The following is a 24,911-nucleotide window of genomic DNA, read 5'->3' as shown; positions in this document are numbered from 1 at the left end:
CGAGCACTGAAAGGACGGCCCATGCAGCTGCCCGAGCGCGATCACACCCTCAGCCCGCACACGGGGTGGACTCGTGCCCACTGGGAGGCGGCCGCCGACGCGCTGCTCGCCGCCGTGGAGCCTTACGCCACCGAGGACTTCGCCCTCTACGACCTGCCCGGCGGCCAGGTGAGCGCCTCCGGCCGGCTCTCCGACGGACTGGAGGGGTACGCCCGTACGCTGCTGCTGGCGGCCTTCCGCCGTGACGAGACCGCGCTGGAGCGGTACGCCGACGGCCTCGCCGCGGGGGTCGCCGGGGTGTGGCCGCGCGTCACGGACCGCAGCCAGCCGCTCGTCGAGGCCGCGTCCGTCGCGCTGGCCCTGCGGCTGACCCGCCCGCTGCTGTGGGACCGGCTGTCCGACGAGGTGCGCGAACGGGCGGCCGACTGGCTCGCGGACGCCCTCACCGCCGAACCCTGGCCCTGCAACTGGGAGTTGTTCCCCGTCACCGTCGCAGGCTTCCTCGCCGACATCGGGCACGAGCCGGAGGCCGCCCGCAAGGCCATCGACCACGGCCTGCACCGCATCGAGCAGTGGTACGTCGGCGACGGCTGGTACACCGACGGCGACGGCCGCAAGTACGACTACTACAACGGCTGGGCCATGCACCTCTACCCGGTGCTGCACGCCTGGCTCGCCGACGACACCCGGCTCCTCGACCTCTACGGCGGCCGTCTCAAGGCCCATCTCGCCGACTACGCACGCCTGTTCGGCGGCGACGGCGCCCCCCTGCACCAGGGCCGCTCCCTCACCTACCGCTTCGCGACGGCCGCGCCCCTGTGGCTGGGCGCCCTGACCGGGCACACCCCGCTCACCCCGGGCGAGACCCGGCGGCTGGCCTCCGGCGCGCTGACCTACTTCCTGCGGCACGGCGCGGTCGACGAGCGGGGCCTGCTCACCCTGGGCTGGCACGGCCCCGACACCTCCGTCGCGCAGCGCTACTCCGGCCCCGCCTCCCCGTACTGGGCGAGCAAGGGCTTCCTCGGCCTGCTGCTGCCCGCCGACCACCCGGTGTGGACAGCGCCCGAGGAGCCGGGTCCGGCCGAGCGCGAGGACGCGGTCACACCGCTGGCCGCGCCCAACTGGCTGCTGCAGTCGACCCGTTCGGACGGCGTGGTCCGGCTGCACAACCATGGCAGCGAGGACGTCCGCTACGACCCGTACTACACCCGGCTCGGCTACTCGACGGTGACCCGGCCCTCGTCGTCGTACGACAACAGCGTGTTCGTCGGCGGCGATCCGAGCCGCAGCGCCATCGTGCCGCTGGGCGTGGGCGAGGGCTGGGTCGCCTCCCGGCACCGGGCCGGCGGTGGAGCGGAGGTCGTCAGCCTCGTGGCGGCCGAGGGGGCGGTCGAGGTGCGGGCGTATCTGGTGAGCGGGGCGGCGCCGGGGACGCCGGTGCGGGTCACCGGGTGGGCGGCCGGGGAGGGGATGCGCAGTGAACTCCTCCCGGTTCACGGGCTGTCGGGCGACAGCGGAGTGACGGAGGACGGCCCGACCCTGTTCGTGGCCCTTGCCCGCCTCACCGGGGAGTCCGGGCCGCCGCCGCTCACCGGCCTCGTGTCGGTGGATGTGGGCGACGGCTTCGACCTCACCCTTCACCGGACCGGCCGGACGCCCCTGCGGTTCCGGTTCACGGCTGCAGGTGGGGGATCCTCGTCGTGGTCGGTGACGCCCTGGTGAGGGCTGTCCATTGGCGGGCGTTGCGGTCGCCGGAGTCGGTGGTCGGTGTCATGCCCTGGTGTCGCCGCGGGGGTGGGCCGAGGTTGCCGGGCTTCGCCGTGGGGTGACCTCGCGTTGCGGGGTGCCGGCCCGTGGGCGCTTCTCGCGCAGTTCCCCGCGCCCCTTCAGGGACTCGATCGTTCGGTCTCTGCCGAAGTGTCGCGGGGCTACCGTCCCTCTATGAGCGAGACCGCATCCCCTGCCTTTGCCTCCCTGCACCGGGCCGGTGATCCGCTGCTGCTGGCCAATGCCTGGGACCACGCCTCCGCCTCGGCCCTCGCCGCCCAGGGGTTCGCCGCGATCGGCACGACGAGTCTCGGCGTGGCCGCTGCCGCGGGACTGCCCGACGGTTCCTCGGCGACCCGGGACGAGACCCTGCGCCTCGCCCTGGCCCTGGGGTCGGAGCCGTTCCTGCTGTCGGTGGACGCGGAGGGGGGATTCAGCGAGGACCCGGAGGAAGTGGCGGGGCTGGCGGTGGAGTTGGCCGCTGTCGGGGCCGTCGGGGTCAATCTGGAGGACGGCCTGGGGCCGGTGGCCCTGCACGCCGAGAAGATCGCCGCAGTGAAGGCCGCCGCCCCGGGGCTGTTCGTCAACGCCCGCACCGATACGTACTGGATGGGGGACGGGGAAGGCACCAGGGAGCGGCTGGCCGCCTACCAAGAGGCCGGTGCGGACGGCGTGTTCGTCCCCGGGCTCTCGGAACCGGCCGAGATCACGGCCGTGCTCCGCGACCTCGACGTCCCGCTGAACGTCCTGTACACCCCCGGCGGACCCTCCGTCCCCCGCCTCGCCGACCTCGGCGTCCACCGCGTCAGCCTCGGCTCCCTCCTCTATCGGCGCGCGCTGGGCGCCGCGGTGGAGGCGGCCCTCGCGGTCAGGGAGGGGCGGGAGCCGGACGGAGGGCTGCCGTCGTACGGGGAGGTGCAGCGGCTCGCGACGTAGGGGGCTGCCGGTTCAGCCGCTACTCACGTAGCGGGGCGGCCGGTTCAACCGCTCCTCACGTAGCGGGGCGGCCGTTCAGCGGCACAGCACCATCTCGGTGTCCATGCGCGACAGCTTCTCCGGGTTGCGGACCGCGTACAGGCCGGTGATGAGGCCGTCGTCGACGCGGGCCGCGAGGACGGTGTCGACCCGGCCGTCGAGCCGGAGCACCAGGGCCGGGCAGCCGTTGACGCGGACCGGCCGCAAGGAGGCGACGCCGAAACGGCTCAACCCGGCGGCCAGCTCGGCCACTTGCCCGGCACCCACGATGGGCTCCAGGGCGGCCTGCGCGAGCCCGCCGCCGTCGCCCAGGAAGACGACGTCGGGCGCGAGGACGTCGAGCAGGCCCTGGAGATCGCCCGTCTCGGCCGCCGCGCGGAACGCCTCCAGCGCGGCGCCGGTCTCGGCGGCGGAGACCTCCGTACGGGGCCGGCGCGCGGCGACATGGGTCCTGGCCCGGTGGGTGATCTGACGGACCGCGGCCCGGCTCTTGCCGAGGGCGTCGGCGATCTCCTCGTAGTCGAGGCCGAAGACCTCGCGCAGCACGAACACCGCCCGCTCGGTGGGGGCGAGCGTCTCCAGGACCAGCAGCATCGCCATCGAGACGCTGTCGGCCAGCTCCACGTCCTCGGCCACGTCGGGCGCGGTGAGCAGCGGCTCGGGCAGCCAGGGGCCGACGTAGGACTCCTTGCGCCGGCCGAGTGTGCGCAGCCGGACCAGGGCCTGGCGGGTCGCCATCCGCACCAGGTAGGCACGCCGGTCGCGCACCGTGTCGAGATCGACGTCCGCCCAGCGCAGCCAGGTGTCCTGGAGGGCGTCCTCGGCGTCGGCGGCCGAGCCGAGCATCTCGTAGGCGACGGTGAAGAGCAGGTTGCGGTGGGTCACGAACGCCTCGGTGGCGGCGTCCACGCGGCCTGCCGGGGGTACGTCCGTCTCGCGCTGGTGCACAGCCGGCTCCTGTCTGTCGGTTCTCGACGCTGCCACACGCACGAGATGCCGCGCGCGCCGGTTCTGTGACAGCGGCGGCGGGTGGCGTACGTCACAACGCGGGGGTGTCACAGGGGGCGGAGCGGCGGCATCTCTTGCTCGTCAGGACGCCGCGGGCCAACGACGCGGCGCGTGTCCATGAGTGAGGACGAAGTGATGGAACCCCGTTTCAACCTGTTCGACAGCCCGACCGCGGCGAAGGTCGTCAAGCGCTTCTTCAACGCCGGGCTGGCCCTGGAGCAGTCGACGCTGCCGAAGGCGCTGCGGGAACTGGTCGAGCTGCGGGTCGGCCAGCTCAACGGCTGCGGTTTCTGCGTCGACATCCACACCAAGGAGGCCGCGGCCGCGGGCGAGTCCGCGGTCCGGCTCCACCTGGTCTCCGCCTGGCGCCACAGCACCGTGTTCACCGAGGCCGAGCGGGCCGCGCTGGCACTCGCCGACGAGGGTACCCTGCTCGGCGACCGCGGGGTGTCCGACGAGACCTGGGCCGAGGTGCGGGGGCACTACGACGACGACCAGGTCGGCGCGCTGGTCTGCCTGATCTCGCTGATCAACGCGGCGACCCGGATGAACGTGATCGTGCGCAATCCGGGCGGTTCCTACAAACCCGGCATGTTCGCCGCCCTGGCGGACTGACCGGCGGGGAAAAGGTGTTGAGGGGCTGAGAGCGGTGTGCGCAGAGTTACGCCCGTGACTACTTCGCACACCGAACCGGCCATACGGCTCACCGCTCTCGTCGATCCCGTGCAGAGCAGTAGCCGCCGGCTCGTGTGGCTGGCCTCGGGGCCGGACGGCACCCCGCTCGGCACCGCCTCCCTGCGCCTGTCCGACAAGGAGGGGCAGCGGCACCTGGCCGAGGCCGACGTCCGGGTCCACCCGGCCGAACGGCGGCGCGGTGTGGGGTCGGTGCTGCTCGACACCGCCGTGGAGGCCGCGCGGAAGGACGGCCGGCGCAGTGTCGTCGCCCAGGCGGACGGCGACAGCCCCGGCGCCGCCTTCCTCACCGCGCGCGGCTTCGCCACGGCGATGACCATGATCTACGCCCGTCTGCCGCTGGCCGAGGCGGACGTGCCCGCGCTCACCGCGCTGCTGGAGGCGGCGCCCGCCGGATACGCGCTCACCGCGTGGGAGGGCACGGTCCCCGACGAACTCGCCGACCGGTTCGTCGCCTCGCGCCGGGCGATGGACGACACGCCCATGGGGGCCGTCGACTACGGCAGAGTCGTCTGGGACCTGGACCGGGTGCGCGCGGCGGCCGCCGCCGTCGCCGAGCGCGGGGACGTCCTGCACACGGTCGCGGCCGTCGACACCTCCGACGGCTCCCTGGTGGGCTTCACCGAACTCGTCGTCCCCGGCAGCGGGTCGGGCGACGGCGTGCACTACGGCACCGGCGTCCTGCCCGAGCACCGCGGCCACGGCCTCGGCACCTGGATGAAGGCCGCCTCGATCCTCCACGCCCGCGAGCGCCACCCCGCACTCGGCGGACTGCTCACCGACGTGGCCGACAACAACCCGCACATGCGCGCGGTCAACGACCGGCTCGGCTACCTGCCCACGCACACGGCGTACTGGTTCCAGCTCGCCCTCTGAGCCCGTCAGGGCCCCGCGCCCTCGCGGGGCCAGTTCTCCAGGGCGATGTGCAGCGCGTCGACCGCCCGCTCCCAGGACCGCCGCACATCGCGCGGTGCACCGAAGGCGCCGGCCGCCTCCAGCGCGCAGTACCCGTGGAAGGTGCTGCGCAGCAGGCGTACGGCGTCGGTGAGGTCGGGCTCGGCCAGGCCGTAGCCGCGCAGCATGCCGTACGTGATGTCGGCGGTGCGGCGCAGGGCGGGGGAGTCGGCGACGAGGGCCTGGTCGACCCGGATCTGAGTGGCGGCGTACCGGCCGGGGTGCTGCAGCGCGTACTCCCGGTACGCGTCGGCGAAGGCGACCAGCGCGTCCTTGCCCGCGCGTCCCGCCACCGCCTCCGCGATCCGGTCGATCAGCTCGCCGCCCGCGTGCAGCGCGAGCCGTGTGCGCAGGTCCTGCAGACTGCGGACATGCGCGTACAGGCTCGCGTCCTTGACCCCGAAACGACGCGCCAGCCCGGACAGCGTGACCTTCTCGAAGCCCTCCTCGTCCGCGAGTTCGGCTGCGGCGGCCACGAGCCGCTCCGCGGTGACGCCGACGCGCGCCATGCAGCCTCCTGGGGAGAAACGGGGGGTGTTCCGGCGCAAGCCTAGGGCCTGTCGTTTGGATCAGGCGGGCTGTGAGGCGCTTCCGCCTCCTGGCCGGGTCGAGCGGGGTCTGGTGCGTGCAGCTGCAAGGCGGAGGAGGGAGTCGACGCGATGGGGGTCCCCCCGCTCGAGCGAAGCCGAGAGTGGGGGAGTCGGCGAGTGACGACAACGCGGCTGGGGGTCCCCCCACGCCCTTAAGGCAGTGGGGGAGTGCGTGCCAGACCCCGCGACGCCGGCATGATCCAAACGACAGGCCCTAAGGGGCGGGGCCTGACCTCAGGCGCCCGTGTGGGTGTGGGCCGCCCACAGGGTCGGGGTGAGGGGGTAGCGGGCGCGCAGACGGCGGGTGGCGTGGTGGAGGGACTCCGCGGAGCGGGTGGGGTCGGGGGCGGTCGTGCCGCCGGCGGTGAGGCGGGTGTAGAAGTCGGCGGCGAGCTGGTGGGCGGCGCGGTCGGAGACGGGCCACAGCGTGCCCACGACATGCGGATAGCCGGCGAGCTGGAACGCGCCGGTGATGTGCAGGGCCTCGTCGGCGAGCCGGGGTGTGGTGAGGGTCGTGTTGCAGGCGGACAGGAAGGCGAGCCCGCCGCCCAGGCGCAGGGCGCCGATGTCCGCGACGGTGAGCGGGTCCGTCTCGTGGTCGTGCAGGACGAGCCGGCCGCGCCAGGGGTCCATGCGGTGCGGCTCGCTGTGGCAGGCGAAGTGGGCCACCGGGTGACCGGGCAGCGCGGCCAGCACCGACGCGCGGGTGGGCCGCTCAGGCACCGTGGCGCCGGGGATCAGCGCGGTGAGCAGCTCCGCCTCGGTGACCGCGCCCGGCAGCCCGGCGACACCGGCGGCATCGCCGACCGCGACGACGACCGCCCCGCCTGTCGTCCGCACCTTCCCCGGGCCCTCCCCAGCCGCCCCGTCGCGATGGGCGCGGGCCCGGGACAGGCCGCGGACCGTGGCCGTGTAGGAGGAGACGACTCGGTCCAGCACCGTGCGCGGGGCGTCGACGGCCGTGGTGATGTCCTCGTGGTGGCCGGCCGCGTGCAGGGGGAGGTAGGCCATCAGACCGACAGGACACCACCACAGCCTCGGCCAGGGGGCGCCGGGTGTCGGCGGCCGGGTGTGGCCGAGGGCGGTGAGGACCGGCTCGGTGACGGTGTCCCAGAGCCAGGCCAGCACGCCGAGGATGTCCTGCTGGGCGGCCTGGCGGCCGTCGGGGCCGACCGTGGGGTCGGTCGCGCGGTCCAGGGCGGTGCCCAGGGTGCGGATACGGGGCAGCAGGTCGGGTTCGGTCAGGCTCAGCGGGACGACCCGGACCGGGTGGGCGGGGTCGCCGTCGAGGACGAGCGCGTCGCCGCGGGTCGGGGCGGCGCAGACGTACACCACCGGACCCTCGCAGGCCTCGGCGGTGAGCCGGTCCGCGCCAGGTGGGGCGAGGAAGTCGGCGAAACCGTCGAGGGTGCGGATGCGGGCCAGCACGGCGTCCCACTCGGCCTGGGCGTCCCGGCGGGCGGCGGCGCGCACGTCGTGCGGCGCCGGAGGGTCGGCGGACGCCTCGGGTGCGGGCCGGTTCAGGGTCTCGCGCCGGGACCGCACTTCCTCGAACAGCTCGGCCACTTCGGGTACGGCGGTGCGCAGCCGCTCCAGATCGGCGCCCCCGGCGGCGACCGACTCGGCGGTCAGCACCCCCCGCGACTGCTCCAGCAGTTCCACGGCCCGCCCCGGCAGTCCGGCGTCCAGCGCGGCCGCCGCCGCGGCGGTCGCCGGCGAACCGGCCTCCCCGATCTGATGCCCCCGGTCCCCGAGATCCAGCCCGTCGATCCCGATCCGCGGCAACAGCGCGACAGCGGCCTCCGCGGCGGCGAGCGCCTCGCTCGGCGCCCTCCCCTGCGGGTCCGCCCCGGTCGCCAGGACCGCGATCCTCCGGTACGACGCCACCCGTACGGCGATCGAGGCCGACGCGTCCGACGCCGCTTCGCGGGACACGGCGAGGATCTCCGGGACCAGGGCGGGGTCGTGGGTGTGCTCGTGGAGGAGGTGCAGGGTCACCGCGTGGTCGTTGAGCAGACCGGAGCGCAGGGGCAGGCCGGGCGGGGCGAGGGCGAGGGCCTCCCGGGTGACGGCGGTCGCCTCCGTCAGCGGGTCCGGGTCCCGGCGCAGCAGCGTGCGGGCGCGCAGGGCGTAGGCGAGGTCGGCCAGCATACGGACCCGGTTGGGGTGGTCGAGGGGCGTCGCGGCGAGGCCCGCGCGGGCAGTGCCGATCGCCTCGTCGACCACCTCGGGGCCGCCGTCGCCGAGCAGCGCGTGGACGAGCAACGCCGTGGTCAGACCGTGCAGTTGCTGCACCCGCAGCGGGTGGTCCGGGGCGAACCCCGACACGGCGTCGCGGCAGGACGTGATGGCCTCGGCGATGTCCTCGCGGCGCCCGGTCCGGCGGAACGACAGGTCCAGGGCCGACCCGAGGTTGCCCAGGAACATCTGCCGCAGCGTGCCCCGGGGTGCCGCGCCGACGGCGGCCCGGCAGGCGGCGACCGCCTCCGACAGCGGCGCGGAGTCACCGGTGTACCAGGTGATGTGCTGGAGGATGCGGCCCAGCCCGTTGAGGTTCATCGCCCGGTGCGGATGGCCCGGCGGGGTGGCCTCGACGGCGGCCCGCGCGGTCTCGGCGGAGGTGCGCAGCAGCGCGATGTCCCCGAGGTGTTCGAAGAGGACGGCCTGGCAGTTGCCGAGGTTGTTCAGGACGGTGGCCCGGCGCAGATTCCCGTCGGGCAGCGCGGCCAGCGCCTCTCGGCACACGGCGATGGCCTCCCGCAGCGGCTCCGGCCGCCCGAGCCGGTTGCCGACGCCGTACAGCGCGAGCGCGAGGTTGTTGAGCCAGCCGGGCCGGTCGGGGTCCCCCACGGGCGTGAGGTCGACGGCCGCGCGGGCGTGGGCGACGGCCTCGTCGGCGTGCTCGACCCGGTCGGACCGCTCGTACTTGCGGATGAGGGCGCTGGCGAGGTTGGTCAGCACGGTGGGCCGGTACGGGTCGTCCTCCGACAGCGGGGCCAGCGCCTGCCGGCTCACCTCGATCGCCTCGTCGAGCAACTCGTCGTCCCCGACGGCCTCGTGCAGGACCCGCAGCCCGAACCCCAGGTTGTTCAGCGCCCTCGCGCGGTCCGGACGACCCGCGGGCGTCCCCTCCACGGCTTCACGCCCCCGCTGTACGGCCTCCCTCAGATGATCGAGGTCGGAGGTGTACAGGTACAGCGTGTGCAGGGCGGCGCTCAGCCCACTCAGCCGCGCCGCGCGGACGTCCGTGTCACCCGCGGCGGACTCGGTTGCGTCGGCACCGGCCGCGGCGGCACCAGCCGCGTTGGAATCGGCCGCATCGGCACCGGCCTCGTCGGAATCGACCGCGGCGGCGCCGGACACGTCCCCGAGGCCTTCGGAGGCGGCCCCGGCGGTATCCGCACCGACCCTCACCGCGTCCCGCCCAGTCTCCGCACCCCTCACCCCGACCGCCTCCACCGCGGCCCGCGCCAGCGCCACCGCCTCCCACGCCGCCTCCGGCCGGTGGCTGTGCTCGGCCAGGGTGCGCAGGAACTCCGCGAGTTTCGTCTGGCGGCGCCCGCGATCCGGGGCGACGGGCGCGTTCGTCGCGGCCCGGGCCCTGTCGATCGCCTCCTCCAGGGCGGCCGGGTCCCCGGAGCGGTGGAAGAGCAGGTACAGACAGATGGCGAGTTTGTCCTGGCGTTCGGCGCGTGCGGGATCACCCTCGGGCGTGGCGGCGACGGCCCGGCGCCCGAGGGCCACGGCCTCGTCCAGCAGCCCCGGCTCCCGCAGCCGTTCGTACTGCGCGCGCAACGCGAAGGACAGAATGTGCAGTTGGGCGGCCCTGGCCGGCCCCTCCGGTACGGCGGCGAGGACGGACCGCGTCAGCGCGATCGCCTCCTCGGCCGACGACGCGTCATCGCGCCGCTCGGCCAGGGCGTGCAGGCCGAGGGCGAGGTTGTTGCGGTACGTCGCCACGTTCGGGTGTCCCGGCGGGGTCGCGTCGACGGCTGCGCGGGTGAGGGCGACGGACTCCTCCAGCACCGGCACCTGATGGTCGCGCCAGTACACATGGAGCAGGGCCAGCCCCAAGTTGCTGCGGAACATCGCGTGTTCGGGATGGTCGGTGAACCGCACGGCCTCCCGGGTGACGGCGACCGCCTCGTCCAGCTCCCCGTCGCGGGCGCCCTGTTCGTGCAGCATCCGCAGCACATGCCCGAGGTTGCTCAGGCTCATCGCCCGGTCCAGCGGCTCCTCGAAGGGCCCCGCGACGGCCATGCGGAACAGCATCAGGGCCCGGTGCAGCAGAGGTAGTTGGCGTCCGCGCTCGTAGGCGAGGGTGACCGCGAGCCCGAGTTCGAGGGCCACGTCACCGACGACGCCGTCCTCGGGGCCGCCCGCCAGCATCAGCCCCACCAGTTCGGGCACCGCATCCGGGGCGGCGGCGTGGACCGGGGCCAGCAGCCGGACCGCCTCCACCGCCTCGTCCTGCCCTCCGTCGGCGGACGTCTCGTAGCGCAGCCAGCGGTACCAGCCGAGGACATGGCCCGCCTCCGGGTCGGCCACCGGATCGGTGACGGCGGTCAGCGCGGCGGCCACCCGCTCGGCATCGGGCGCGAACAACTCGGCCGGGTCCTGCCGCTCCACCGCCCGGTCGATCCGCCCGCGCAGATCGGAGAGCAACCCGTCCCGGTCGACGTCGCCCGGTGAGTCGGAGGGCAGCCCGCCCCGGTCGTCCCGGCGCGTCGACTCGGAGGGCAGCCCGCCCCGGTCGTCCCGGCCCCTCGAGTCGGAGAGCAACCCCTCGTGGTCAACCTCGCCCCTCGAGTCGGAAAGGAGCCCGCCCCGGTCGTCCCGGCCCGTCGAGTCGGAGAGCGGCACGTGCCGGTCGTCGCGGCCCGTCGAGCCGGAGAGCACCCCGTCCCGGTCAACGTCGCCCCTCGAATCGGAGGGCGGCCCATCCCGGTCGTCCCGGCCCGTCGAGCCGGAGAGCGACCCGCCCCCGTCCGCCCAGTCCGCTATGTCGGAGAGCGCCCCGTCCCCGTCCGCCCGGTCCGCCATGTCGGAGAGCGCCCCGCCCTCATCCGCCCGGCCCGCTAAGTCGGAGAGCAGCTCGTCCCGATCGCTCATCCCGTCTCCTCGTCCGCCGTCCGCCCCGGAGCCCAGTCGTCCCAACCAGCCTTGCACACAAGGGAGTCGAGAGCCCTGTGAACCGCACGGCGACCCGTCGTGCGCCCGGCACCCGCCTCTCATGCCCTGGTCGTTCAACGTTCACCTTCCGCCGGGATTCTCCCCACGACGGCAGAGCGGCATCCAGAAGGCAGGCACCGATGGGTCACGGACATCACCACGGCCACACGCACCACCACCACGACCACAGCCACCCCCACGAGCACCCGCACGAGGGGCCCGCCCTGCCCGCCGCCTTCGACACCTCGGTGCCCGACGAGGCGCTCACCCCCGAGCAGCACTCCCGCCGTTCCCTGCTGCGCCGCGCGGGCCTGCTCGGCGCGGGCCTCGCCACCGCGAGTGTCCTCACCCCGCAGCCGGCCGCGGCGGACGCCGCCCCGGTCGCCCGCAGGCGGGACGGCTTCCTGTGGCTGGCCGGCGACCACCACATCCACACCCAGTACAGCAGCGACGGCAAGTACCGTGTCGTCGATCAGGTCCGCCAGGGCGCCCGGCACGGCATGGACTGGCTGGTCATCACCGACCACGGCAGCGCCACCCACGCGAAGATCGGCGTGGAGAAGGTCAACCCGGACATCCGCGAGGCCCGCGAGGCCTACGAGGACACCCTCGTCTTCCAGGGCCTGGAGTGGAACATCCCGGCCGCCGAGCACGGCACGGTCTTCGTGCACCCCGGACGCAACGAGGTCGAGGTCCTCAAGCAGTTCGAGACCGACTACGACGGCAGCGTCAAGGGCGCCTCCGAATCCACGCCCGCCAACGAGGCCCTGGCCGTCGCCGGTCTCAACTTCCTTGCGGAGCAGGTGCAGCGCCGCAAGGTCAAGGACGCCCTGATGCTCGCCAACCATCCCGCGCGGCGCGGCGTGGACTCCCCGCACGAGATCCGCGGCTGGCGCGACGCCACGGCCCCCGGCCGGCAGATCGCGGTCGGCTTCGAGGGCGCCCCCGGTCACCAGGCCGCAGGACTGCCCGCCCCGCTCGGCATGGGCCGCGCCCGCGGCATCTACGACAACAACCCCAGCGCCAACTCCTTCCCCGGCTACCCGCTGGAGAGCTACCGCACCTGGGGCGGCTTCGACTGGATGACCGCCACCGTCGGCGGCCTGTGGGACAGCCTCCTCGCCGAGGGCAAGCCCTGGTGGATCACCGCCAACTCCGACTCCCACCAGGTCTACGCCGACACCGCCGTACGCGGCCCCGGCGGCGACTTCAACGCCGACGGCCGCTACCAGGACCCGGTCTACGGCGGCAGGATCGACGTCACCCAGGGCGACTACTGGCCCGGCCAGTACAGCCGTACCCATGTGGGAGCCGACGGCTTCTCCTACGCCGCCGTCATGGACGGCATCCGCGCCGGCCGCATCTGGGTCGATCACGGGCAGCTCATCAGCGGCCTCGACGCCCGTCTCGCCGGCGGCGGCCGCTGGGCCACCCTGGGCGGTGCCCTTCAGGTGAAGAAGGGCACCGGCGTCACCCTGAGCGTGGACATCGCCCTGGCCGGCGGCCCCAACTGGGCCGGTTTCCTGCCCAAGCTGGCCCGTGTCGACGTCATCCAGGGCGACGTGACGGGCGAGGTGCGGGACAAGGACACCTTCACCGCGCCGACGGCCAGGGTCGTGAAGTCGTACGAGGTGAACAAGGCGACCGGCACCGTCCGCCTCACCTACGACCTCGGCCGGGTCGACCGGCCCGTCTACGTCCGGCTGCGCGGCACCGACGGCAACCGCGGCGCGGTCGGCGCGCTGGGCGCGGCCGTCGACCCGGCGGGGCCGGCCCTGGACGTCGTAGGAGACGCCGACCCGTGGCGGGACCTGTGGTTCTACTCCAACCCGGTGTGGGTCCTGCCCGCATGACCGGCCGCGCCCTCACCGTGGACGCGGGCCTGACGGACCTGCGCGCGGCCGACCGCCTGCTGCACACGCTGGCGGCCGAACTCGCCCTCCCCGAGGGCACGTTCGGCTGCACGCATCTGCTGCACGACGGCCGGCCGCGCGTGGCGGTCTCCCTCACCCTCCCCACCGAGGAGACGCTGAGCGACACCCGCACCCGCCTGACCGCCCGGTCGTACGACGTGACGGACGGGCTCCCGGGCGTCGTCGGCCGCGCCGTCCTCTACCCGGGCGCCGGCGCGCTGACGGGCACGCTCACGGTCGCCGAGCTGCTCTCCCGCAGCGCGATCGACCAGGTGACGGTCCTCGGTACACCAGGCGAGCCGGACCCGCGGACGCGTGTGGTGACGCGTGACCATGTCCGCCCGCAGTGGCTGGACGGCGCTCTGGTCCTCGCCGTCCAGCCCGCCGCGGGCGGGGTCCTCGTGCCGTTCGAGGTCCCGCACCCGACACCGTGCTGCGCCGACCACTGAACAGCCGTGACGAGCCTCAGTCCGCGGTGAACACGAACGAGAACTCCGTGGGAGAGGCGGCAAGGCGATACCGCGGCAGCGGGCCCGGACCGCAGGACTGCGAGCCGATGCCGTGCTGCCCGTGGTCGAGGTTCACCCACACCGTGTCGCCCGGCACCAGGTCCGTGCGGTGCGCGGCCGCGTCCAGCTGCTCGGTCGTCCACCGCCGGGCGGTGAACCAGAACTCCGGGTCGCCCTCGATCCGCAGGCCGCCCAGTTCGGCCCAACGGACGTCCGCCCGGGCCCCGTTCTCCTGCGGGCGGACGTACGGCGTCTGGAGGTCGTCCACCGTCGCCTCCCAACGGCCCGGGCGAGAGGCCGCCTCGGTGTCCGGGTAGGCCTCGCCCGGACCGCCCCCGAACCAGCGCACCCGGTCCGCCGAGGACAGCCCGAAGCGGATGCCCAGCCGGGGGAGCGGCACCGTCCAGTCGCCCTCGGGCGTCACGGACACGGTCAGCTTCAGCCGGGTGCCGTCGGACGTCCAGCGGTACACCGTCGCGAGGCCCACCTCGCGCGCGGCCGGCGCCACCCGGGTGCGGACGGTCAGAGCGTCCTCGCCCGCCTCGACCGCGTCCAGCCGGTGCCGCATGCGGTGCAGGCCGAGCGTGCGCCACAGCGTGCCGTAGCGCAGGTCGGGCTGCCAGGGGGCGCCCTCGTCGTTGTCGGTCGGGGCCCGCCACACGTCCAGGCGGAGGTCCGCCACCCGGACGCCGCCGATGGCGGACAGCGCGCCGGTGCGGGCGTCGAAGGCGGCGGGGCCGAGCGTGATCAGCCGCTCGCCGCGGACCGGCAGCTCCGTGGCGGCCACCGTGGGCCGGGGCCGCGGGTTCACCGCCGCCTGCCCCCAGGCCACCTCATGACCCCGGCCCGCCCACGCCGTGTCCTCGGCCAGCAGGGCCCGCACCGTCCACCGGGTCTCGCCGTCACCCCGTACGTCCGCGGGCGCCGGGGGCAGCTTGACCTCGGCCGACTCACCGGGCGCCAGAGCGGGCACCTCCAGCGGGCCGTGGGCCACGGTCTCGCCGTCCACCTGGTACGACCACTCGAAGGCCAGCGTCGACAGATCGGCGAAGTCCTGGAGGTTGGTGACCCGTACGGCCGTGCCGTCGCCCTCGATGCGGACCGGCTCGATCACCTTCTTGAACTCCAGCAGCCCGGGGGAGGGTTGCCGGTCCGGGAAGAGCAGCCCGTCGCAGACGAAGTTGCCGTCGTGCAGCTCCTCGCCGAAGTCGCCGCCATAGGCGTAGCCCAGCTCGGGGTGCTCGATGCCGTGGTCGATCCACTCCCAGACGAAGGCGCCCTGGAGCCGGTCGTAACGCTCGAACAGCCGCTGGTAGTCGGCCAGTCCCCCGGGGCCGTTGCCCATCGCGTGCGCGTACTCGCACAGGATGAAGGGCAGTCGGCGGCGTCTGCCCGTGCCGCCGTCCAGGCCGCGCCCGATGCGCTCGATCTCGGCGTGGTCGGCGTACATCCGCGAATACATGTCCGTGTCCCGGCAGTCGAGGTCGCCCTCGTAGTGCACCAGCCGGGAGCTGTCGCGGGCGTGGATCCACTCGGCCATCGCCGTGAGCCCCCGGCCCGTGCCCGCCTCGTTGCCGAGCGACCAGATCACCACCGACGGGTGGTTCTTGTCCCGCTCGACCATCCGCGCGGCCCGGTCCAGCAGGGCCGGGGTCCAGCGGTCGTCGTCGACGGGGTTGTCCCGCCAGCCCTGCTCGGTGAAGCCGTGGGTCTCCAGGTCGCACTCGTCGATCACCCACAGGCCGAGCTCGTCGCACAGGTCGAGGAAGGCCGGGTGAGGCGGGTAGTGCGAGGTGCGCACCGCGTTGACGTTGTGCCGCTTCATCAGCAGCACGTCCTCGCGCATGGTCGCGAGGTCCAGCGCGCGGCCGGTGCGCGGATGCCACTCGTGCCGGTTGACACCCTTGAACAGCACAGGCCTGCCGTTGACCTTGATCAGCCCGTCCTCCAGGACGACCGTGCGGAAGCCGATCCGCAGCGGCACCCGTTCGCCCGCGCAGACCAGCACCCCGTCGTACAGCCGGGGCGTCTCCGCCGTCCACGGCTCGACGGGGACGGTCACCGGCTCGCCGGTCGCCACGTCCACGCCCAACTCGGCGACAGTCACCCGGCCTTCGGCCTCCGACTCGACGCGCAGGGTGCCCTCGCCGGTGACATGGTCGTACGAGGCGTGCACGAAGAAGTCCCGCGCGCACCCCGCCGGGCGGTGCAGCAGCGTCACGTCACGGAAGATGCCCGGCAGCCACCACTGGTCCTGGTCCTCCAGGTACGAGCCGGCCGACCACTGGTGGACGCGCACGGCGAGCACATTGCCGCTCGGCTTCAGCAGATGCCCCACCGCGAACTCGTGCGGCAGCCGCGAGCCCTTGAACTCGCCGAGGTCCATGCCGTTCAGCCACACCCGCGCGGCCGACTCCACACCGTCGAAGCGCAGGGTCGCGCCGCCGTCCGCGGGCCATCCCTCGGGCAGGTCGAAGTGGCGGAGGTGGTCGCCGGTGGGGTTCTCGGTCGGCACCCGCGGCGGGTCGACCGGGAAGGGGTAGAGGTGGTTGGTGTAGATCGGCGCGCCATGGCCCTGCAGTACCCAGTGCCCGGGCACGGTCAACGAGGCCCAGTCGGAGGCGTCGTAGCCCGGCGCGGCGAAGGAATCGTCCTCGGCGTCAGCAGTCGCCGACAGGCGGAAGCGCCAACTGCCGCTGAGCGAAAAGGACTTCGCATCGGAAGACGCGTACCAAGCGCGGGGCGGCAGGGCGCCGCTGCCGGGAGAGACGTCCTCGATGTAGCCGGCCGAGGGAGAGGTCGTACGGAAAGACATGGGACTCCTGGTTCAGCCCTTGATGCCGGTCTGCGCGACGCCCTGCACCAGCCAGCGCTGGAGGAACAGGAACACGAAGACCAGGGGCAGGACGGAGATGGCGGTGGCCATGAAGATCAGATGGAAGTTGACGGTCTGGTTGGTCATGTACGACGAGAGCGCGACCTGCACCGTCCACGCCTGCTCGTCCTGGCCGATGACCAGCGGCCACAGGAAGGCGTTCCAGCCGCTGATGAAGGTGATGGTCGCGATCGCGGCGAAGAAGTTCAGCGAGTTGGGCACCACGATCCGCCAGTACGCGCCCCAGTAGCCGAGCCCGTCGACCCGCGCCGCCTCCTCCAGCTCCCGGGGGAAGCCGAGGAAGTACTGCCTGAACAGGAAGCAGGTGAAGCCGCTGAACAGCCCCGGGATCACCAGCCCGCGCAAGGAGGAGACCCAGCCCAGGGACGACACCAGCACGAAGCTCGGCACGAACGTGACGGCCGTCGGCACCATCAGGGTCACCAGCACGCCGTAGAAGATCTTGTTCGCGTGCCGGTACGGGATGCGCGCCAGGCCGTAGCCCGCGAGCGAGCACACCAGCAGGGTGCCGACGGTGTGCAGCACCCCGACGACGGCCGAGTTCCACAGCGACTGCGCGAAGGGCACCGTCGGGTCGTCGAACAGCTCGGTGAGATTGCCCCATTGGATGTCCGTGGGGAAGAACTTCCAGTTCTCGCCGGTGATCTCGGTGTCCGTGGACAGGGCGTTGCGGACGATCAGATAGAAGGGGACGAGGAAGAGGAGCGCGGCCATGCCGGTGGCGATGTAGAGGCCGGTGGAGCCGAGGACGCTGCCGCGCCGGACCTTGGTGGTCATCTGGACTCCTCCCCCCTTCCGAATCCCATGACCTTGCCCTGGAGCAGGGTGACGACACAGATCAGCAGGGTCAGGACCATCGCGCCCGCGCTGCCGGCGCCGTAGTCCTGGTTCTCGCCGAGCGCCGTGTAGTACAGCTCGACCAGCGGCGGACGGCCCCAGGTCGTCTTGGTGAGCAGGTTGAAGAACTCGTCGAAGGCCTGGTACGCCGCCACGAGCAGCAGCAGGACCACGGCCGTCGACGTCGCCCGCAACTGCGGCAGGGTGACGTGCCGGAAGGTCTGCCAGCCCGGCTTCGCCCCGTCGATGGCGGCGGCCTCGTACAGTTCCGGCGGGATGTTCTGCAGGGCGGCCAGGAACAGGATCATGTAGAAGCCGGCCTGCAGCCACAGCCGTACGGTGACGATGACCAGCCAGTACCAGGGCGGGTCCGGGTTGGCGAGCCAGGCGATGTTGTCGGCGCCGAACCAGCCGAGCACGGTGTTGGCCAGGCCGAACCGCACCCCGCTGAACACGGACATCTTCCAGATCAGCGAGGCGGCCACGAAGCTGACGGCGGTCGGCAGGAAGAACACCGACCGGAAGAACGCCTGCATGAACCGCAGCCGGTGCACCATCAGCGCCAGTCCCAGGGACAGCGCCCAGGTGATCGGCACGATGATCGCGGCGAACACCGTGAAGGTGACGAGGGAGTCGACGAACTTGTCGTTCGTCAGCATGTACCGGTAGTTGTCGAACCCGACGAACGTGCTCGGCGTGACCGTGTAGCGCGCCTCGAAGAAGGAGAGGTAGGCGCTCCAGCCGATCGGGATGTAGACGAAGACCGCGAGCCCGATCAGGAACGGGCCGGTGAACAGCCAGAAGCTGAGCGTACGGCCCCGGACCCCGCGTCCGCGTGTCCGGGTGACGGCCCCGGCCTCGCGCGGCCGTGTCACGGTGGCGGTCATCCGAACAGCTTCTTCAGCTCGCGGTTCACGATCTTGTCGGCCTTGTCGAGCGCGGCCTCCGGGTCACCGCCCTTGCGCACCGAGTCGGCGATCACGCCCTCCAGGGCGACGATCATCGCCTGCGTCCAGGCCGGGTTGTCGAAGTGCCCGAACTCGTTGAACAGCTTGACGCCTTCGGCGGCCAGGCCCGACTTCAGCTTGCCTGCCGACGCGGCGAGCGAGGTGCGCGGCGGGATGTGGAAGCCGTAGGACAGCGCCCAGTCCTCCTGGTGCTCCTGCTGGTCGATCCACAGCCACTTGACGTATTCCTTCGCCTCGTCGACATGCTTCGACTTGGCGTTGACGAACATCGACCAGCCGCCGTTGACGACCGCGGGCTTCGCGCCGCTCGCCGCGCTGGGGAAGGGGATGATGCCGACGTCGTCGCCGAGCGCCTTCTGGATCACCGGCATGGCCCACATCCCGCACCACTGCATGGCGACCAGGCCCTGCGTGATCGCCGACGGGTCCCACCAGTCGGCGGGCGCGTCCAGCAGCAGATGCCCGTCCGCGAACATGCCGCGCAGCTTCTTCAGACCGGCCGCGACCTCGGGCGTGTGGTAGGCGATCCGGTTCTTGTCGTCGAGGGTGTCCGCGCCCGTGGACCAGATCAGCGGGTTCATCACCGGCACGATGGTGTTGCCGAGGAAGACGCCCTTGACCTTGTCGGTGGTGAGCTTGGCGGCCGCCTCGACCAGCTCGTCGAGGGTGGTGGGCGGCTCGACACCCGCCTTCTGAAGCATCGACCTGCGGTAGTAGAAGAACTGCGGGTCGTCGATCATCCGGACGCCCCATATCTTGCCGTCGATGGTGTGCGAGGCGATGTCGGCCTGGTTGAAGTCGTCCTTGACGGGGTTCACCAGGTCGCTGAGATCCGCCACCTGGCCGCTGCGGACGAGCTGGATCTGCGGGTGGAACTCGAAGACGTCCGGGGCGTTGTCGGTCAGCAGGGCCGAGAACAGCTTGCTCTCGAAGTTCGAGCCGGTGATCCACTGCGTGGTCACGTTCGCCTTGCCGTAGTCCTTCGCGTACCGCTTGACGGCCTGCTCGGTGCCCGCCTCGCCGTACGCGTGGAAGTACTGCACCAGGTTCGTGCCGGAACCCGCCCCGCCGCCACGGCCGTTGTTGCCGCCGCACGCGGCGAGACCGCCGGCGGCGGCCAGGCCCATCGCGGCCCGCAGCACGGATCGGCGGTCCCAGGAGTTGTTGCTGAATGCCGACATGGTGACGTCCTTGTCTCGGCTCGAAGAGGGTGGTTGCGGTGCGGGGACGTTAACCTTCGGCTAAGGCTTCGGCAAGGGGTTGGACGAAGTCTGTGCGAAGCGTTGCGCGGCGTTCGGTATGACGGACGTGACGAAGGGCGGGCCGCCGCAACGACGGCCCGCCGCAGGTGAGTTGTCAGCCCCTGGACCAGGTCTGGTTGGTGCCGCCGGTGCAGCTGTAGAGGATCACCCTGCTGCCGTCCGCGGTCGCCTGCCCGCTGACGTCCAGGCACTTCCCGGACGCCTCGCTCACGATCTGCCCGTTGCCGTTCAGCAGCCACCGCTGCCCGGCGTCACCGGTGAAACCGGCGCTCGTGGTGAGACCCGAACTCCCGGCCGTGAGAAACCCGTCGGGCCCCTTCAGCGCACCCTGGGCGTCGTACGACCACTGCTGCTCGGCCCCGCCGGTGCAGGTGCGGATCGCGGCCCCCGAGGCGTCCGCCGTCAGGCACTTGCCGGAGTGCCGGCCCTGCCAGGCGCCCGTCACCGCGGTGGACTCACCGCCCTTGCCGTCGAGGACGTACGTCGTGATGGAGCGGGCCGCGAGCGTCGCGGAGAGGGTGCCGTCGGAGACGGACGGCTCGGCCACCTTCGCCCAGTTCTCGGTCGCCGAGGTGCGCACCGCCTTCAGGGTGCGGCTGGGCCCGGCGTTGTTGAAGTGCAGGTTCAGCGCCGTGTCGGTGGTGTTGTGGTTGTTGACCACCACGATCCACCGGCCCTTGTGGGTGTAGGCGCTGACCTCGACGCCCGCGGGCGCCCCGGTGACGTCGTGCAGCACCGCGCCCGGTTTCACGAACTTGCTGTACTGGCCGAGCGCGTAGTACCGCTTGGTGAAGTACAGCGTCTGGTTGCCGTTCGTCGCGTAGTCGGGGTCGTAGTAGAGCAGGCCGTCGTTCCAGCCGGAGTCGTTGCGCGCGTACGGGTCCGTGCCGACCATCTCCGACAGGGCCACCCACCACTGGAACGCCGAGTCATGGGCGGTGGCGAAGTCCTTGTGGATGATCCGGGAGAGGTTGAGGCCGCCGTCGATGGTCGGGTCGTACTCCTGCGCCCAGCCGGTGCCGCCCTTGCCGAAGCAGCAGATCTCCGTCGACCAGGACTGCTTCCCCACCGACTTCGACGTCTCGTAGATCTTCGCCCGCTGGTCGTCACCGGGGTTGTTGTACGTGTGATGCGCGAGCTTGGAGACGTACTGCGCGGTGCCCGGCTGCGAGATCCACTGCGGCACCTCGGTGTTGAAGCTCACCGTGGAGCTGGACTCGTCGGCGATGATGCCGGTCCGCTGCTGCCTGGCGCGCTGCTCGGCGCCCAACGCCCGGACGATGTCGTCGCGTTGGGCGACGGGCACCAGCATGCCCTCCTGGCCGCAGGAGTCGAAGCTGTTGGTGGGCTCGTTGAAGGGGCTGATGTAGTCGAACCGGGCGCCCTGCGCGGCGAAGTGGTCGGTGACGTCGGCGATGTAGCGGGCGAAGTCCTGGGTGTTCTCGTCCTTCAGATAGCCGCCGCAGCTCTTGCCGTTGGTCTTCCACTCGGCAGGCGCGCTGTTCACGAAGGCGATCAGGTCCTCGACGCCGTACTCGGCCGCGTACTTCAGGAACGTACGGCCGCCCCGGTCCCTGCTCCAGTCGTACGTCCCGTCGGCGTCGCGGAAGTCCTCCGGGGCGCGGGACGGGGTGGTGACGGACGTACCGCCGCCGCCGATGTTGTAGCGGTAACTGCTCAGGTCCAGGCCGTTCGGCGAGAACAGCAGCCGCGCCACGCGGGCCTGCACGGCCGGGTCGAAGTTCTTCAGGTCGTTGACCCACCAGGCGCCGGACGCGCCGATGTTGTCGATGGTCTGGGCGGCGTGGGGGGAGACCTCGGCCGCGGCCGGTGCGGCGGCACTCGCGGGCGGGGAGCCGAGCAGCGCCCCCGTGAGTGCGGCTGCGGCTGTCACCAGGGCGAATCTCTCGGTGCGCGTCAACATGCATCCCTTCCGTCGTCATGAAGGTGGTGCGGTACGGCTCCTTGCGGGGGTGGTGCGCTTGGTGCTGTTCCTCTGCCCGACCGACTGCAGCGCGCCTTCGAGCGCGAACGTGGCCGCGCCCAGGCACACCGGGTCGGTGGGGATCGGGGAGAGGACGATCTCGGTGGCGGCCAGCGGCCGCTTCAGCGCGTGCCGGGCGACGGCCTCGCGCACCTCGGCGAGCAGCGGTTCACCGAGGCCGGCCGCGACCCAGCTGGAGAGCACGACCACCTCGGGGTTGAGGACGTTGACCAGGTCGGCGATCGCGGCGCCGAGGTAGCGGGCGGTGTCGCGGACCACCTTCACCGCCACCGGGTCGCCCGAGGCGACCCCGCGGGCCAGCGCGTCGATCGTCGCGGTCTGGTCCCCGGGGTGCAGCAGGGCCGAACCCGGGCTCAACTCCCGCAGGTTCAGCATGATCCCGGGCGCGCCGACATAGGTCTCCACACAGCCGTGGTTGCCGCAGTGGCACAGCCGCCCGTCCAGCACGAGCGTGGTGTGACCCCACTCGCCCGCGCTGTTGCTCACCCCGCGGTGCACCCCGCCGCCGAGCACCAGCCCGGCCCCGACGCCGGTGCCGAGGTTGACCACCACGGCGTCCGCGTGGCCGCGCGCCGCGCCGAACCACAGCTCGGCCACCGCGCAGGCGCGCAAGGGGTTGTCCAGGTGGAGCGGGTAGGCGATGTGCTCGCCGAGCAGGTCGAGCAGCGGCACGTCGTGCCAGTCCCAGTTCGGGGCGTACTCCGACACGCCGGTGTCCCGGTTGACCTGCCCCGGCACGCTCACCCCGACGCCCAGCACCCGGGCGCCCTCGACCCCGGCCTGGGCGACCACCGAGCCCACGGCGGCCGCCACATGGCCGACCACCTGCTCGGGTCGGCTCTCGCCGGGCCGCATGTCCTCATCGGCCCGCGCCAGCACGTTCAGCGCGAGGTCGAACAGCTCGACATGGACGTACGTCTCCGCGATGTCGACCCCGATCAGCGCGCCGCCGGAGGCGTTGACCGCGACCAGCCCGCGCGGCCGGCCGCCCGCCGAGTCCTCGAAGCCGACCTCGGTGATCATGCCGAGGTCGAGCAGCTCGCCGACCAGCGTGGCGACCGTGGCGAGACTGAGCCCCGTGGCGGCCGCCAGCTCCTGCCGGGAGGTGGGGGACGCGGCGATGATCTGGCGCAGCACCTCGTAGCGGTTCGCGGTGCGGATGTCACGTGAGGTGCGCTTCACCGGCCTGTCCCCCTCCCTGTTCGAAGCCGCCGGGTCACAGCGCTCCGGCGCCGCGCCAGGCTATGGGCTGCGCGGGCTTTCTACAAGGGGTTAGGAAAGGGGGTTTACGAAGTCGGCCGCCGCGAGGTCAGCCTTCGAGGACCCCGCGCACGAACGCGTTGGTGAACTTCCCCGCCGGGTCCAACTCCCGTACCAGCGCCGCGAAGTCGTCCAGCCGCGGGTACAGGGCGCGCACGCCGGCCGCCGGCATCGCGAACACCTTCCCCCAGTGCGGCCGCGCCGCGAACGGCTCCAGCGCCTCCTCCACCACCCGCACCACCGGCAGCACAGCCGCCGTGTCCGCGATCCAGGTGAAGTGCACGGCGACCGAGTCCCGCCCGTACGCCGGGCTCAGCCACTGCTCGTCGGCGGCGACCGTGCGCACCTCGCAGATCTGCAGCACGGGCGCGATGGTGTCCCGCACCCGGTCGAGCGCGTCCAGCGCCTTCGGCGCGTCGGACCGCGCCATCAGGTACTCGCTCTGCAGCTCCTGCCCGCTGCTGGGCGTGAACTCGGCCCGGAAGTGCGGCAGCCGCTCGTGCCAGGGCCCCGGCACGCCGAACTGCTCGGTGCAGTTCACCGCGGGCATCCCGGGCACCGGGTGCAGCTTCTCGGTCGCGGGCGCGGCCCAGGGGAAGGAGCCGAGCGGCTGGTCGGTGCGCCGCTTGAGCCACACCTGCCGAAAGCCCGGCGCACGCCAGTCGGTGAACAGGCTCACGCTGTACGCCGCACCGGCCACCTGCTCGAAGTCCAGCCCGGCAAGGGGCAGTTCGGTGAACACATGCTGCTCGACCTCGAAGGCGAGCTCGAGGTCGAGGGTGAGTGCGGTGACGACCCCGAGTGCGCCGAGGGCGGTGACCGCGCCGCCGAAGCGTGCGTCGCCCCGGCCGATCAGGAGGACGGAGCCGTCGGCGGTGACCAGCTCCACCTCGCGCACGGCCGCCGCGAGCGGCCCGTTGCCCACGCCCGACCCGTGGGTGCCGGTCGCCACGGACCCGGCGACCGAGATGTGCGGCAGCGAGGCCATGTTCGCCAGCGCGAGCCCGTGCGCGTGCACGGCCTCGGCGAGCCGGGCGTACCGCACCCCGCCGCCGACCCGTACGGTCCGCGCCGCGGTGTCCACGTCGAGCTCGGCGGGCAGCCCGTCCAGCGAGAGCAGCACCCCGTGCGCCCCCGGCTCGGCGATCTCGTTGAAGGAGTGCCCGCTGCCCAGCACCCGCACCGCCGCGCTCTGAGCGACCAGCGCCCTGAGCGCGTCGTGCGCGTGCGGGCGGTGCAGTTCCCCGGCGGCATAGGTGATGTTGCCCGCCCAGTTGGTCACCGTTTCGGCCATCGACGATCCCCTCCACTGATTTCGTCGAACAAGCTGCTCTGAGCCACTGTTTTCGCAGCGGCATGGCGCTCAGGCGGGCGAATTCGATAGCTTCCGGCGTATGACCTCACAGCCGCCCGCCGCCACCCTCCCGCAGACCGAGCTGACCCGGCACCGCCGCCTGCGCGAGCAGGGCAGCCTGTCCCGGAACGATCTCCACGCGATCCTAGACGCCGCCTTCGTCTGCCATCTGGGCGTGGTGATCGAGGGACGGCCCCTGGTCGTGCCGACCGTCTACGGCCGCGACGACCTGAACCTCTACCTCCACGGCTCCGTGGCCAGCCGCAGCCTCGCGGGCGAGGTCTCCGTCTGCGTGACCGTCACACACGTCGACGGGCTCGTCCTTGCCCAGTCCGTGTTCGAGCACGGCGTGAACTACCGCAGCGCCGTGATCCACGGCGAGGCCCGCACGGTCACCGACCCCGAGGAGAAGCTGGAGGGACTGCGCCTGCTCACCGAGCATGCCGCCCCGGGCCAGTGGTCGTACGCCCGCCTCCCCAGCCGCAAGGAACTCGCCGCCACCACCCTCCTCGCCGTGTCCCTGGAGGAGGCCTCGGTCAAGATCCGCACCGGGGCGCCCGACGACGGCACCGGACCCGACGCCGCCCTCGGCCTGTGGGCCGGCACCCTGCCGCTCACCACCGTCTGGGGCGCTCCCGTCACCGACCCCGTGCTCCCGCGGGACACCCCCGTCCCGGGGCACATCGCGCGCCGGGAGGGGACCCGGCAGGGGTGACGCTCAGGCGGGGGCATACCGTGAGGAGTCGTA

Annotated in this window: 17 protein-coding genes; 7 read left to right on the top strand and 10 right to left on the bottom strand. The window is 72.6% G+C overall.

Annotated elements, in window-relative coordinates; all coding sequences use genetic code 11:
* The first annotated feature begins 21 nt into the window (after positions 1-21).
* Both ACIQ6Y_RS04650 and ACIQ6Y_RS04645 read left to right on the top strand, forming a co-directional pair.
* On the top strand, positions 22-1,722 hold the full coding sequence (locus ACIQ6Y_RS04650; protein WP_404032853.1) for a DUF2264 domain-containing protein: 1,701 nt from the start codon (positions 22-24) through the stop codon (positions 1,720-1,722).
* 219 nt (positions 1,723-1,941) lie between these two features.
* Positions 1,942-2,703, top strand: a complete 762-nt coding sequence (locus ACIQ6Y_RS04645) for an isocitrate lyase/phosphoenolpyruvate mutase family protein (RefSeq protein WP_404032850.1) — start codon at positions 1,942-1,944, stop codon at positions 2,701-2,703.
* A gap of 75 nt (positions 2,704-2,778) precedes the next feature.
* Here the strand turns inward: ACIQ6Y_RS04645 and ACIQ6Y_RS04640 are convergent, their stop codons facing one another.
* Complete coding sequence (locus ACIQ6Y_RS04640; RefSeq protein ID WP_404032847.1) at positions 2,779-3,690, bottom strand: RNA polymerase sigma-70 factor; 912 nt, start codon at positions 3,688-3,690, stop codon at positions 2,779-2,781.
* Between the two features lie 195 nt (positions 3,691-3,885).
* Here ACIQ6Y_RS04640 and ACIQ6Y_RS04635 point away from each other — a divergent pair, with 195 nt between their 5' ends.
* Together ACIQ6Y_RS04635 and ACIQ6Y_RS04630 are read left to right on the top strand one after the other, a co-directional pair.
* Complete coding sequence (locus tag ACIQ6Y_RS04635; protein WP_404032844.1) at positions 3,886-4,365, top strand: carboxymuconolactone decarboxylase family protein; 480 nt, start codon at positions 3,886-3,888, stop codon at positions 4,363-4,365.
* Positions 4,366-4,419: 54 nt separating this feature from the next.
* Positions 4,420-5,319 (top strand): GNAT family N-acetyltransferase, encoded by a 900-nt coding sequence (locus tag ACIQ6Y_RS04630; protein ID WP_404032841.1) that lies wholly within the window; start codon positions 4,420-4,422, stop codon positions 5,317-5,319.
* 5 nt (positions 5,320-5,324) lie between these two features.
* Here ACIQ6Y_RS04630 and ACIQ6Y_RS04625 read toward each other — a convergent pair whose 3' ends face one another.
* Both ACIQ6Y_RS04625 and ACIQ6Y_RS04620 read right to left on the bottom strand, forming a co-directional pair.
* Positions 5,325-5,906: a TetR/AcrR family transcriptional regulator gene (locus ACIQ6Y_RS04625; RefSeq protein ID WP_404032839.1), complete on the bottom strand. Its 582-nt coding sequence runs from the start codon at positions 5,904-5,906 to the stop codon at positions 5,325-5,327.
* Between the two features lie 315 nt (positions 5,907-6,221).
* The gene (locus ACIQ6Y_RS04620) at positions 6,222-11,099 is read right to left on the bottom strand and encodes a CHAT domain-containing protein (RefSeq protein ID WP_404032836.1); all 4,878 of its coding nucleotides are present in this window, start codon (positions 11,097-11,099) and stop codon (positions 6,222-6,224) included.
* Between the two features lie 200 nt (positions 11,100-11,299).
* Here ACIQ6Y_RS04620 and ACIQ6Y_RS04615 point away from each other — a divergent pair, with 200 nt between their 5' ends.
* Both ACIQ6Y_RS04615 and ACIQ6Y_RS04610 read left to right on the top strand, forming a co-directional pair.
* Positions 11,300-13,012, top strand: a complete 1,713-nt coding sequence (locus tag ACIQ6Y_RS04615; protein WP_404032833.1) for a PHP domain-containing protein — start codon at positions 11,300-11,302, stop codon at positions 13,010-13,012.
* Positions 13,009-13,521, top strand: a complete 513-nt coding sequence (locus ACIQ6Y_RS04610) for a hypothetical protein (protein ID WP_404032830.1) — start codon at positions 13,009-13,011, stop codon at positions 13,519-13,521. The genes ACIQ6Y_RS04615 and ACIQ6Y_RS04610 overlap by 4 nt, the downstream gene beginning before the upstream one ends.
* 16 nt (positions 13,522-13,537) lie before the next feature.
* On the opposite strand, the gene ACIQ6Y_RS04605 is transcribed toward ACIQ6Y_RS04610, so the two are convergent.
* The 7 genes from ACIQ6Y_RS04605 to ACIQ6Y_RS04575 all read right to left on the bottom strand — a co-directional run bounded on the left by ACIQ6Y_RS04605 (position 13,538) and on the right by ACIQ6Y_RS04575 (position 24,103).
* Entirely contained in the window at positions 13,538-16,396 is a 2,859-nt protein-coding gene (locus ACIQ6Y_RS04605; RefSeq protein WP_404032827.1) for a glycoside hydrolase family 2 TIM barrel-domain containing protein, read from the bottom strand.
* A gap of 12 nt (positions 16,397-16,408) precedes the next feature.
* The gene (locus ACIQ6Y_RS04600) at positions 16,409-17,254 is read right to left on the bottom strand and encodes a carbohydrate ABC transporter permease (protein WP_404032825.1); all 846 of its coding nucleotides are present in this window, start codon (positions 17,252-17,254) and stop codon (positions 16,409-16,411) included.
* Positions 17,251-18,201 (bottom strand): carbohydrate ABC transporter permease, encoded by a 951-nt coding sequence (locus ACIQ6Y_RS04595; RefSeq protein WP_404032823.1) that lies wholly within the window; start codon positions 18,199-18,201, stop codon positions 17,251-17,253. Before ACIQ6Y_RS04595 ends, ACIQ6Y_RS04600 begins: the two co-directional genes overlap by 4 nt.
* Complete coding sequence (locus tag ACIQ6Y_RS04590) at positions 18,198-19,463, bottom strand: ABC transporter substrate-binding protein (RefSeq protein ID WP_404032820.1); 1,266 nt, start codon at positions 19,461-19,463, stop codon at positions 18,198-18,200. Before ACIQ6Y_RS04590 ends, ACIQ6Y_RS04595 begins: the two co-directional genes overlap by 4 nt.
* A 175-nt stretch (positions 19,464-19,638) precedes the next feature.
* On the bottom strand, positions 19,639-21,468 hold the full coding sequence (locus ACIQ6Y_RS04585) for a glycoside hydrolase (protein WP_404032817.1): 1,830 nt from the start codon (positions 21,466-21,468) through the stop codon (positions 19,639-19,641).
* Positions 21,469-21,483: 15 nt separating this feature from the next.
* Complete coding sequence (locus tag ACIQ6Y_RS04580; RefSeq protein WP_404032814.1) at positions 21,484-22,731, bottom strand: ROK family transcriptional regulator; 1,248 nt, start codon at positions 22,729-22,731, stop codon at positions 21,484-21,486.
* A gap of 127 nt (positions 22,732-22,858) precedes the next feature.
* Positions 22,859-24,103 carry an FAD-binding protein gene (locus ACIQ6Y_RS04575; protein ID WP_404032811.1) on the bottom strand — a complete coding sequence of 415 codons (1,245 nt, stop codon included), beginning with the start codon at positions 24,101-24,103 and terminating at the stop codon, positions 22,859-22,861.
* A gap of 100 nt (positions 24,104-24,203) precedes the next feature.
* Between ACIQ6Y_RS04575 and ACIQ6Y_RS04570 the strand changes: the two genes are divergently transcribed.
* Positions 24,204-24,878: a pyridoxamine 5'-phosphate oxidase family protein gene (locus tag ACIQ6Y_RS04570; RefSeq protein ID WP_404032808.1), complete on the top strand. Its 675-nt coding sequence runs from the start codon at positions 24,204-24,206 to the stop codon at positions 24,876-24,878.
* Positions 24,879-24,911: the final 33 nt, after the last annotated feature.

The sequence above is a fragment of the Streptomyces sp. NPDC096205 genome, from assembly GCF_044763135.1.
In the GTDB taxonomy this organism is placed as follows: Bacteria; Actinomycetota; Actinomycetes; order Streptomycetales; family Streptomycetaceae; genus Streptomyces.
This window is presented reverse-complemented; position numbering and strand designations above follow the sequence as displayed.